This is a genomic window from Heyndrickxia acidiproducens DSM 23148 (assembly GCF_000374345.1).
Taxonomy (GTDB): Bacteria; Bacillota; Bacilli; order Bacillales; family Bacillaceae_C; genus Weizmannia; species Weizmannia acidiproducens.
In genome coordinates, this window is sequence record NZ_KB893987.1 from 1 (window position 1) to 11,625 (window position 11,625).

9 protein-coding genes and 1 other annotated feature are annotated in these 11,625 nt (G+C 44.5%); of the genes, 5 read left to right on the top strand and 4 right to left on the bottom strand.

What is annotated here, in order from left to right:
- Positions 1 to 965 (bottom strand): ISLre2 family transposase (locus C232_RS0106270; RefSeq protein ID WP_018662447.1); only part of this gene is annotated, 965 nt, incomplete at its 3' end.
- 288 nt (positions 966 to 1,253) lie between these two features.
- Positions 1,254 to 1,464 (top strand) — a binding site (T-box leader).
- A 48-nt stretch (positions 1,465 to 1,512) separates the two neighbouring features.
- Between C232_RS0106270 and tyrS the strand changes: the two genes are divergently transcribed.
- The gene (gene tyrS, locus C232_RS0106280; RefSeq protein WP_018662449.1) at positions 1,513 to 2,772 is read left to right on the top strand and encodes a tyrosine--tRNA ligase; all 1,260 of its coding nucleotides are present in this window, start codon (positions 1,513 to 1,515) and stop codon (positions 2,770 to 2,772) included.
- Between the two features lie 153 nt (positions 2,773 to 2,925).
- On the opposite strand, the gene C232_RS18445 is transcribed toward tyrS, so the two are convergent.
- Entirely contained in the window at positions 2,926 to 4,302 is a 1,377-nt protein-coding gene (locus tag C232_RS18445) for a sigma-54 interaction domain-containing protein (RefSeq protein WP_018662451.1), read from the bottom strand.
- A 222-nt stretch (positions 4,303 to 4,524) separates the two neighbouring features.
- Between C232_RS18445 and pruA the strand changes: the two genes are divergently transcribed.
- Positions 4,525 to 6,072, top strand: coding sequence for an L-glutamate gamma-semialdehyde dehydrogenase (gene pruA, locus C232_RS0106290; RefSeq protein ID WP_018662453.1), 1,548 nt, complete (start codon positions 4,525 to 4,527; stop codon positions 6,070 to 6,072).
- A 72-nt stretch (positions 6,073 to 6,144) separates the two neighbouring features.
- On the top strand, positions 6,145 to 7,158 hold the full coding sequence (locus tag C232_RS0106295) for a proline dehydrogenase family protein (protein ID WP_018662455.1): 1,014 nt from the start codon (positions 6,145 to 6,147) through the stop codon (positions 7,156 to 7,158).
- 80 nt (positions 7,159 to 7,238) lie between these two features.
- Here the strand turns inward: C232_RS0106295 and rpsD are convergent, their stop codons facing one another.
- On the bottom strand, positions 7,239 to 7,841 hold the full coding sequence (rpsD, locus tag C232_RS0106300; RefSeq protein ID WP_018662456.1) for a 30S ribosomal protein S4: 603 nt from the start codon (positions 7,839 to 7,841) through the stop codon (positions 7,239 to 7,241).
- 467 nt (positions 7,842 to 8,308) lie between these two features.
- On the opposite strand from rpsD, the gene C232_RS0106305 reads away from it, so the two are divergent.
- On the top strand, positions 8,309 to 10,168 hold the full coding sequence (locus tag C232_RS0106305) for a sensor domain-containing diguanylate cyclase (protein WP_018662458.1): 1,860 nt from the start codon (positions 8,309 to 8,311) through the stop codon (positions 10,166 to 10,168).
- A gap of 40 nt (positions 10,169 to 10,208) precedes the next feature.
- Here the strand turns inward: C232_RS0106305 and C232_RS0106310 are convergent, their stop codons facing one another.
- A complete protein-coding gene (locus C232_RS0106310; protein ID WP_018662460.1) occupies positions 10,209 to 10,688 on the bottom strand; it encodes a GAF domain-containing protein in 480 nt (159 codons plus the stop codon).
- Between the two features lie 170 nt (positions 10,689 to 10,858).
- On the opposite strand from C232_RS0106310, the gene refZ reads away from it, so the two are divergent.
- Positions 10,859 to 11,494 (top strand): forespore capture DNA-binding protein RefZ, encoded by a 636-nt coding sequence (refZ, locus tag C232_RS0106315; protein ID WP_018662462.1) that lies wholly within the window; start codon positions 10,859 to 10,861, stop codon positions 11,492 to 11,494.
- Positions 11,495 to 11,625 lie beyond the last annotated feature (131 nt).

Sequence of the window (11,625 nt, forward strand, 5' to 3'; positions counted from 1 at the left end):
GTGTCCAAATACAGCGTGAATTGGCCCAAATCATGCGTTTTTATCGCCTTTCTAATCTGTTCCTTTACTTCGCTCTTCCCACCCCCAAATGTCCTGACAACGGCCTGTGCGACATGGTAAGCATCCAGCTGATTGAGTGTCGGAAATTCTGACTGTGAGAATGCCGTTTGAAACCGTTCAGGTGTGTACCCCGGCCCTCCATCACTGTTGGTAATGACACGGGCTTTTTCGAGGGAATATGTGTTGGCAGCTGTGGCTTGGACCTCATCCCAGAATGTCTGAATTGGTTTGGTTGTCATCATCACTTTAGGCTGGCGCAGGGAAACCCTTTTGCCATTGATTTCCCACCCCTCATAGAGAATGGCATGGTGGACTTCCATACTCTGTTTCTTCTTCAGCCCCCGGACGAATACGCCGTCAGCTTCGGCAAACAGGTAATCCACTTTCTTTCCCTCCGGCAGTGAAGCAGCCTCTTCAAGCTCTTCTACAAATGCCTGGTCATCATCCGCCTGGGCTTCCCCCACGCGTTTCACCATTTTCCCCACAGTTGTACGGGAAAGGCTCACTGCTGTCCACTCCTTCAAAATATCAGCTGCTTTTTGATAGGTACTTTCACTGGCCAGCTCCGCCACCTTCAATTCCACTAATGGGCTGTAACGCTGATTCGGTTCCATCCCCAGCCATTCATCCAGTACATAGTGTGGAGCCCCTTTCTTGTCATGCATCAATGAACGTTTAAAAGCCACGTTTCCAAACAGAAACTGAACGCTTCTGTCATCACTCCGGCAGTACTCCCAACCTTCATCCAATTTCTGTTGTTTGATGATCTTGTCTAATTTCACAAATACGTCCCCAACCAACTGCGTAAAGGTCTGTTGCATAAAAATTTTGGACTGTTCCTCAAATTCGATAAGACTGTCTGTACCCTTTAATAACTCCACAATTTTTGATATAATATTTCCCATGGGAAGACCTCTTTCTAAATGTATTCGCGTGCTAGCGTACATTTAAATGATAGAGCGTCTTCCCATTTTTTTCCACTTATTAACCTCCGAGTAAAATTTTACACATACATAAAATTTTAAGTCAGAGGGGAAAATAAAAAATATAATACAATCTTTAACTTTTGTTATTGTTTATCAATTCTTCATGTGGCTTTCACTCCAAATAAAATTTAAAAATATGGTTCTCGTTTAGCCCGGTTGACATTCCGCCATACTTATGATAAAAATGGATTAACTTCACAATTTGATAAGGAAGCGTTGAAAGGACCCAGTAGTCTCCTGCTTTTGATTGGAAGAGAGCCGGTGGTTGGTGCAAACCGGTACAAACAGGAAGGCGAATTACACCCCGGAGCTTTTGCCGTGCAATTTTTGGATGGCAGACGGATCTGAACCGTTATACAAAGTGAGTGGAGAAGCAATTCTCAAGTTGGGTGGTAACGCGGTCACAATCGTCCCTTCGTCTTTGACGGAGGGGCGATTTTATTTTACATAAAAGGAGTGTTTCTAAGTGGATTTATTGGAGGATTTAAAATGGCGGGGGATCATTTACCAGCAGACCGATGAAGAAGGGCTGGCAGACCTGCTAAAAAATGAAAACATCACGCTGTACTGCGGGATCGATCCGACCGGCGACAGCATGCATATCGGGCACCTTCTGCCCTATTTAACACTGCGCCGTTTCCAGCAGGCCGGCCATCGACCGATTGTTGTGCTTGGCGGTGCGACCGGTATGATCGGCGACCCAAGCGGTAAAAAAGAAGAAAGAAAGCTGTTGACAATTGAAAATGTCAAACAAAATGGCGAAGGCCTGAAAAAACAGTTGGAACGCTTTTTTGATTTTGAAGGCGAAAATGGCGCCGTCATGGTCAATAACTATGACTGGCACGGTTCAATGGATGTGGTGACATTCCTGCGCGACTATGGGAAACATATCGGCATCAACTACATGCTTGCCAAAGATACGATCGCATCACGGCTTGAAACCGGCATTTCCTTTACCGAATTCACGTATACGATTCTGCAGGCCGTTGACTTTTTAAACCTGTACGGAAAATATCACTGCCGGCTGCAAATCGGCGGCAGCGACCAGTGGGGCAATATTACGAGCGGCCTTGAATTAATCCGGAAAATGGAGCCGGAGGGGGAAAAAGCATTCGGATTAACGATTCCGCTTGTGACAAAAGCGGACGGCACGAAATTCGGGAAAACTGAAAGCGGCGCAGTCTGGCTCAATCCGGAAAAAACGTCGCCATATGAATTTTACCAATTCTGGGTAAACACAGCCGATCTTGATGTCGTGAAATACTTGAAATACTTCACATTTTTATCAAAAGAAGAGATTGAAGAGCTGGCACAATCCGTTGCAAACGAACCGCATCTCAGGAAGGCGCAAAAAGCGCTCGCAGCTGAAATGACAAGGCTGATCCATGGTGAAGAAGCCCTGCAGCAGGCATTGAAAATTACGGAAGCGCTATTTAGCGGAGATGTCAAAAATCTAACCGTTGAAGAAATCAAACAAGGCTTTAAAGATGTGCCATCCTTCACAATAGAAAACGAAGAACAGAAGAATTTAGTGGAACTGCTGGTGGCCGCGAAAATTTCACCGTCAAAACGGCAGGCACGGGAGGATATCCAAAACGGCGCCGTATATGTGAATGGCGGCCGCGTGACAGACACCCATTACACGGTGCAGGAAACAGATAAAATCGGCGGGCAATTTACCGTGATCAGAAGGGGCAAGAAGAAATATTATTTAATCAGGTTCTAAAAAATAGCAGCAGGCGGCCGTGGCTTCCTGCTGTTTTTTAAGGTGCCTTTCTTTACAAGCGGTGAAGCCAATCCTATGATCAGGGTGAAAACGAGTATATTGAACAGGTAATGGACAATCGCTTTGTTTGGCCGTGATAGCAGGCAGCAGGTATTAAACTTGATCTGCACCATACTTTTTCAGTTTTTGATATAAGGTAACTCTGGAGATCCCCAATTTTCTGGCAGCCGCGGATTTGTTCCCGTTTACTTCCTTTAATATTTTTTCAATCAGCTGTTTCTCGATATGTTTCTTTTCTTCCGGCAAGGAGTGAGGGGCCGGATGTACAGCCGTATTGTTAATGGCTGCCGGATTTTGAAAAAATTGGAGCAGTGCTTCTTTATGAATCACCTGTTTTTCAGACAGGATCACGATTCGTTCCATTAAATTCCGGAGTTCGCGGACATTGCCGGGCCACCGGTATTGGAGCAGGAATGAAACCGCATCAGATAAAAGCTCCGGTTCAGGTACTTTATACTGGATAGCAAATTGTTTTAAGAAAAAGCCGGCCAGAATCGGGATATCTTCAATCCGTTTTCTGAGCGGGGGCATCGTAATTTGGATGACATTTAAGCGGTAGTAGAGATCCGACCTGAATCTCTTCTCTTCCATCATTTTCTGAAGGTTCTGGTTGGTGGCGGCAATAAACCGGACATTGACTTTCCTCCCGGTGGCATCTCCAATCCGGTAGATGACGTTTTCCTGCAAAACCCTGAGCAGCTTTACCTGCATGTCGAGCGGCAGTTCACCAATTTCATCGAGAAACAAGGTACCGCCGTCAGCCTCTTCAATCTTTCCGCCCTTTCCTTTTTTTTCCGCGCCTGTAAAAGTGCCGGCTTCATAACCGAACAGTTCGCTTTCAAATAAAGCGCTTGGAATCGAGCCGCAGTTTACCGGAATAAACGGGCCGTTTTTCCGTACGCTTGCTTCATGGATGGCGCGGGCGCAAATTTCTTTACCTGTACCGCTTTCCCCGAGAATTAATGTAAGGGCATCCGTTTTTGCCGCTTTGGCAGCGATCCGTATCGTTTCCTGAAGCACACGGCTTTTTCCTTTCAATTTTGAAAACGGCGTTTCTTCATAACTGGTATAAACTTTCTGCCTTAATTCATTCAGTTCAATTGAGGTAGAAACAAGATGATCGTTCAACTTCACAATTTGGGAGATATCCCTTTCAACCGAAACCGCTCCAATTATTTCCTGATGTTCATTGAAAATCGGCATTGCGTTAACCACGACATGTTTGTCAGCGCGCGGGCGGTGATACTGATTCTCCACATGTTCCTTCGTTTGCAGCACTTTTAAAACCATTAAATGGTCATCCTTAAAAAAATCGGTAATTTTTTTATGTAAGATTTCCTTTTTTTCGATATTGTAGGTACGGACTGCAGCCTCGTTCCAGAATATGACTTCCTTTTTTTCGTTGATAATTGTAATGGCATCATCTTCCGCAGATAAAACGGCTTGCAAATAAAATTCATCATTTCCCATCTTCTCCACCCCCTGATCGTGTGAACGATTGTAAATCAATTTTACACTTAATTTACAATTGTGTAAATATAATAAACACTCAATTGATAGCCTGATTTTATGATAGTTATGGTGTGAACCGTGAAATCAGCCTTTTTTTGCAGCTATAAAGTTGGCATGCTTTTTGCATTCCATATTGTATAGAACAAAACTGCTTTCCTAAAATTGAAGGAGGTTTCCAACTTGGTATTACCATTCGAACATGAACTATTAACAGATTTTAACATTCCTGAAAACAGAAGAGCATTTGAAGCGGCGCTTGAAAAAGTGCATGCGGAATTAGGCAGGGACTATCCGCTGGTGATCAACGGGGAAAAAATTTTCACGAAAGACCAGCTTATCTCTGTAAACCCCGGAAATAAAGAACAGGTGGTCGGAAAAGTGTCGAAAGCTTCAAAGCAGCAGATTGACCAGGCTTTTGAGGCAGCAAATGATGCGTTTAAAATATGGGGAAGAGTAGCACCGGAAGCACGGGCAAATGTCCTCTTCAAAGCGGCTGCGATCGCGCGCAGGCGCAAGCATGAACTGTCGGCCTGGCTTGTTTACGATGCCGGAAAGCCATGGGACCAGGCAGATGGGGATACGGCGGAAGGCATTGACTTTTTGGAGTATTACGGCCGGCAGATGCTTGCATTAGCAAAAGGACAGGAAATGAAACAGCGCGCGAATGAGCATAATACGTTCATTTACCAGCCGATGGGGCCGGGTGTGACGATTCCACCGTGGAATTTTGCGTTTGCCATTGTCTGCGGAACTGCCGCAGCGCCGATTGTGGCCGGAAATCCGGTACTGTTAAAGCCATCTGAGTACACGCCGGTCATTGCCTATAAGCTCGTTGAGATATTGGAAGAAGCCGGGCTGCCAAAAGGAGTGCTCCAGTTTGTACCGGGGGATCCTGCGGAAATCGGCGACTACCTCGTCGATCATAAGGATGCACATTGGATTAATTTTACCGGTTCAAGGGCAACAGGCATACGGATTTATGAACGGGCTGCCAAGGTGCAGGACGGCCAGCGGTTCTTGAAACGGGTAGTCGCTGAAATGGGCGGCAAGGATACGATTATTGTCGATCAGGATGCCGATCTGGATTTAGCGGCAGATGCAATCGTGAATTCTGCATTCGGTTTTTCAGGCCAGAAATGTTCTGCCTGTTCGAGAGCCATTGTGCATGAAGCCGTTTATGAAGAAGTACTGGAAAAAGCGGTTGCGCGCACCAAAGAACTGTCGATCGGCGACCCATCAGAAGGCAATGTATACATGGGAGCTGTCATCAACCAGAAACAATTTGATAAGATTACCCGTTATCTGGAGATCGGCAAAAGTGAAGGAAAGCTGGTGTACGGCGGAGAAGCAGACGATTCGAAAGGTTTTTTTGTACACCCGGCTATTTTTAAAGATGTTGACCCGAAAGCCCGCATCATGCAGGAAGAAATTTTCGGCCCGGTCGTTGCGTTTGCAAAAGCTGCAAATTTTGACGAACTGCTGGAGATTGCCAACAATACGGATTACGGCTTAACAGGCGCCATCATTTCGAATAACAGGGCACATATTGAGCGCGCAAGATATGAATTTCAGGTCGGAAACCTCTATATCAACCGGGGCTGTACGGCAGCGGTTGTCGGATACCAGCCTTTTGGCGGATTTAAAATGTCCGGCACTGATTCAAAAGCAGGCGGCCCGGATTATTTGAAACTGTTTATGGAGGCAAAATCCGTTTCGGAAAGGTTTTAATTTACTTTGATTAGTTAGCTGTCCACACTGTTGATAGAAAAAACTTTTTGGCTTGAAGGAGAAGATGGGCAAATGGCGAATTTGACAAGAGACTTTTTTATCGGGCTATCGAACAATAAATGCTTAAATAAAAACGCGCAAAAATGGGGGTTCCGCCTTGGCGCCGATAAATTTGTGGCAGGAACGGATATTGCCAGTGTGACACGCACGATTAAAGAAATGAATGCCAAAGGGATCAGCTGTACGGTCGACAATCTTGGGGAATTTGTATCTGACCGCTCGGAAGCCGAAGCGTCAAAGCAGAAGATCCTGAAAATGTTAAACCAGATTCATAAAGAAGAGCTGGACTGCCATGTTTCGGTGAAGCTGACACAATTGGGGCTCGATATCAACCGCAAACTATGTATTCAAAACATGAAAGAGATTCTGAACCAAGCGGAAGAGTTTAATATATTTGTAAACATCGATATGGAAGATTATGCACATTTTCAGGCAACCCTAGATGTTTTGAAAATCCTGCTGGAAGAATACAGGAATGTCGGTACGGTCATCCAGGCATATTTGCGGTGTGCCGGGGAGGTGCTGGATCAGCTGGAGGATGTGCGGATCAGGATTGTAAAAGGTGCCTACAAAGAAAGTGAGGAAGTTGCGTACCAATCGAAAAGCGAAATTGATCAAAACTATCTGAAACTCGCAAAAAAGCGGCTGCTCGGAAATGCCTATACTTCGATTGCGACCCATGACCACCATATTATCAATGAACTAAAGGATTTTATTCAAAAAAACCATATTCCGCATGATAAATTTGAATTTCAGATGTTGTATGGTTTTCGCCAGGAGATGCAGTATGAATTGGCAAAAGCGGGCTATCATTTTACCACTTATATGCCATTTGGCAATGACTGGTTCGGCTATTATATGCGGCGTCTGGCTGAGCGTCCGCAAAATATCAATCTGGTTGTAAAGGACGCTTTCTATACGAAAGACAATCAGCTGAAAAAAGAGCCGATCCTGACCGGCGCCCTCGCATTTTCATTATGGATGCTGTGGAAAAGCAAAAGGAAAAGCAGCACGAAGAGTTCGTAATGTGCAAAAGTCAAAAAGCCCCCGGGGACTTGATCAAGTCCCCGGGGGCTTTTAACACGCTTATAAAACCCGGCTTTACATTACCTTGAGTAGAACTCAACGATTAAGGATTCGTTAATTTCAGCCGGCAGTTCAGAGCGTTCAGGCAAACGTGTGAACGCTCCTTCAAGCTTGTCTGCATCGAAAGAAACGTAGTCAGGAACAAAGTTTGTTGTTTCGATCGCTTCTTTGATCACATCCAGATTGCGGGATTTTTCACGGACGCCGATCGTTTGCCCGGGTGTTACGCGGTATGACGGAATGTCTACGCGTTTGCCGTCAACAAGAATATGGCCGTGGTTAACGAGCTGGCGTGCCTGGCGGCGTGTGCGGGCCAAACCAAGGCGGTACACAAGGTTGTCAAGGCGCGATTCCAGCAGCAACATAAAGTTTTCACCATTTTTCCCTTGCATTTTGCCGGCTTTCACAAATGTATTGTGGAATTGGCGTTCGTTCAAACCATACATATGGCGAAGCTTTTGTTTTTCCTGTAATTGAAGACCGTATTCAGATAATTTTCTGCGTTGGTTCGGGCCGTGTTGTCCAGGTGCATAAGGACGTTTTTCCAATTCTTTGCCCGTACCGCTTAATGAAATCCCAAGACGGCGGGATAGTTTCCAACTTGGACCAGTATAGCGAGCCATTAAAGACTCCTCCTTAGTTTTTATTTTGTTGTAAAATAAAAACAGATAATGAGCGATTCATTATGGGCATTTTGTTTTCATGTACCATCGCCCCAGCAGCAGAGGGTTACACGATACACCATATCAAACATGACAGGAACAAAATGCAGACATAAAGCCGCCCATAAAGGCTGCATTATTTTACACAAAGATGATTATAGGGTTTATTCGCATAAAAGTCAATAAAAATTCGGCTGGAAGCAGGCATTCTTTAAACTTTGTCCAGCCGGGCTGCTAATAGACAGCCTGTATATAGGACATTTCAGCTAGATAGACTGTACAATTATAGTACTATTGTAATATAATGGGATTAATTTAATGCAGGTAACGTTACGCGCGCAGTGCACATATTTGCTTTATTTTCAGTGCATGAATGCCGGGAAATAAATGTTGAGTACGTTTACATATCAAAGCAGGGTGATCAGGATATGAAAAAGAAAGAAAGCCATTTGATCCTATATTACAAATCTCGTTTATTTGATTTGATGAAAATCAGGGCCAATAGCAATATGGATGACTGGATGTCCGTCGTATCCGATTGTTTGCATGCTGAAATGATATTGTTTTATAAGCAGGACATGGAGAATACGAAATTCTATAAAATCAGCAGTTTCTATAATCCATTTCAACACCCTGTCAAAAACAAGCTGCCATCCAAAAAAGTAAAGTCATTCATGCAGGGGTTTCCTGTCGTTGACCAGGCCACGCTGCAAACGGATCCGTATTTTTCTAAATTTAATATTGCTTTTTTCATTCCTGATCAGGAAATGGAAGACGGATGTCTTTTTCTTTCCATTCCAGATCATATTTATGACTCGCTCATCCATACAGATCTCCATACCTTTGTTCTTGAAAGCAGAAAGTTTTTGCAGTTGAAATACCGGCTGGCAGTGGTTGAAAACGACAGAAAACAGTATATTGAGCTCTTCCATGTAACTGAGAAATTCCATTCTTCCATGGATACAGATACGATTTTGTCAGAAACCATTTATACGCTGCAAAGGGTGTATCCGGTTTTTGAGTATACATTAATGCTGTCCGATGATGTTCCCCATCAAGTGGATCTGCCGATTAAGTCGCTTCAATATGACGCGATTGACGATATGGCGCTTGAATCCTATGTGAATGGCCAAATTCAAATGGCAACATTGCGGCGTTCAAACCAAACCCTGTTGTATGCACCGTTGCGGGGAAAACAAGGGGTGTATGGCGTGCTGCAGGTGATTGCGTTTGCAAATGATGAATTTAACCGGCATGATGTTGAATTTATCCGTCAGCTGGCAAACACAGCGGGCAGTGCTTTGGAAAATGCAAAACTGTATCAGCAGTCGGTACAGTCAATTGAAAAGCTGCGCCTTATGAATTCAATTTCCCGGCGGCTGAATACAAGCACCAATTTAAAAGAAACCGCCCAGTTCCTGACATCGGAAATTTCGAACGCATTTGATGTCAGTGCCATTGGATTTATTATGATTCAAGAGGGGGAATTTCACCTTCTGGACGGCAGCAGCCAGGTATTTGAAAAAGAGGAAGGGGCCAGTTATATCGATTTTGTCCATCAGTCTTTTTTAAATGCGAAAGAGTCTTTATTTATCAGCAATTTAAACGAGCGCTGCCCAAAACAGCAGTTTCGTTTTGCTTCACTGATGGCTGTGCCGATGATCCAGGAAGATGCCTTGAAAGGTTTTTGCGTTGTCCTTCATGAGGAACCCTATCATTTTTCATTCGATGTGTTCAAACTTTTTCAATCTTTGATCTATCAGTCTGCGATGGCACTGACCAACTCCATGCTTCGTGAAAAACTTGAAAAAATGGTGATTACAGACCAGCTTACACAACTGTTTGCCAAAAATTACTTGAACAGCAGGATGGAAGCATCCATCGGCGAAGATGAACAGGGGACGCTTATTTTACTGGACATTGACAATTTCAAAAAGGTCAATGATACGTACGGCCACCAAACCGGGGATGAAATTTTAATCCAGGTGGCCCGGCTTATAAAAGAAAATATCCGCTCTACGGATGTAGGGGCAAGATGGGGCGGGGAAGAAATGGCAATTTATTTGCCGGGTGTTTCACTTGAGACAGGCGAGCAAGTAGCCAAAAGGCTGCTTGCCGCTGTTGAAAAAAACACAACGCCGCCGATCACCATTTCATGCGGGGTTTCTTACTGGAATAAAGAAATGAATGAAACCGTGGAATCCCTTTTCAAACGCGCAGACGTCAGCCTTTACCATGCTAAGAACCGGGGGAAAAACCAAGTCATCACCACCAACAACCGCCCGTAAAAAAAACCCTTGCCACGTTTTTAGCGCAAGGGTTTTTTTATTATAAATTTTCGGCAAGAACTGCGGCGAATGCAGTCAGGCCCGCTTCATCTTCTTCATCAAAACGGTTCTGCTCCGGACTGTCAATATCGAGTACCCCGAATACACTGCCGTTTTTAACCAACGGGACGACGATTTCCGATTGTGAAGCCGTGTCACAGGCGATATGGCCGGGAAATTCGTTAACATTTGCAATACGCAATACTTTATTCTCTTTCCAGGCAGTCCCGCACACGCCTTTGCCAAACGGAATTCTCACGCAAGCCGGAAGACCCTGGAAAGGACCGAGCACCAATTCGTTTCCTTCTTCTAAGTAAAAACCGACCCAGTTGATCCTGTCCAAAAGCTGGTTTAAAAGCGCCGAAGCATTGCTTAAATTTGCAATTTTGTTTGGTTCGCCTTCCATCAGCGCCTGCAATTGTTTGGTGGCCAATTGATAATTTTCTTTCTTCGTTCCTCGATATGTATCAACATGAAACATGCCCATCATCCTAACTTCAACAATATTTTTAATCACAAGCAACGGCTGCAAAGTTTTTTGTCGAGAACTTTTTTAGAAAAACGCCCGAAAACATTGTATGCTAATAATAGAATATTTTTAACACAAAAATACAAAATCGGCAAGCAAAACACAAAAAGCGGGGTGGAGACATGAAGAAAACCGAAATGACGGTAAAAGAAAAGATATTGGATACAGCCATCTCTTTGTTCCATACGTACGGTTATCACGGCACAACCATACGAGCCATCGCCGGGGCCGCTAAAGTCAATTCCGCAAATATCTCCTATTACTTTCATGGCAAACAAGGGCTTTTGGAAGCCTGCTTTGTGCGTTTTTTCGAGCCGTATCTGGCATGTCTGGAAGAAGAGGGGCCTGCTTCAGAAACAGCGGATGAACGCTTAAAACGAGCGGTTTACAATGCCCTTCATTTTCAAAGCGATCATCATCTTTTGGCCAGATTTGTCTGGCGGGAAATCACAATTGATTCGCAAATTGTCCGTGAAATCACCTCAACTTACTTAATGAAAGAGCGGTATTTATTGAAAAAGCTCGTAATGGAGGGGCTTCAGTTCCAGCCCCATCACCGCGCTGCCAATTTTCTGATGATCCAGTTGCGGAGTATGCTGGCGATGCCTTACTTAAACAGCCAGTATTTGCGTGAAGTATGGGGAATGCAGCCGGAAGAGCCCTATTTTGCGGACAAGTATGCCCATACCATTGCAGACTGGCTTGACAGTGTCAAACAAATGCCGTCCGCACCGCCCCTGTTGCTGAAAAAAGCATAGTCAAAGGGGCTATTTTTTTTTGTTCATGAAACAGGATGAAACAGTGCCCGGCGTTTTGGGCTGTATTCAAGTGGCATCTGCCATTTTCCGGTTCAGATGGAAAGTGCAGTAATTTCATGGGAAAAAACGCG

Excerpts from the sequence above, each read along its gene's own strand:
- C232_RS0106310 (WP_018662460.1), bottom strand. The coding sequence starts at position 10,688 with ATGTTTCATGTTGATACATATCGAGGAACGAAGAAAGAAAATTATCAA.
- rpsD (WP_018662456.1), bottom strand. The coding sequence starts at position 7,841 with ATGGCTCGCTATACTGGTCCAAGTTGGAAACTATCCCGCCGTCTTGGG.
- C232_RS18445 (WP_018662451.1), bottom strand. The coding sequence starts at position 4,302 with ATGGGAAATGATGAATTTTATTTGCAAGCCGTTTTATCTGCGGAAGAT.
- C232_RS0106295 (WP_018662455.1), top strand. The coding sequence starts at position 6,145 with ATGGCGAATTTGACAAGAGACTTTTTTATCGGGCTATCGAACAATAAA.
- C232_RS0106305 (WP_018662458.1), top strand. The coding sequence starts at position 8,309 with ATGAAAAAGAAAGAAAGCCATTTGATCCTATATTACAAATCTCGTTTA.
- refZ (WP_018662462.1), top strand. The coding sequence starts at position 10,859 with ATGAAGAAAACCGAAATGACGGTAAAAGAAAAGATATTGGATACAGCC.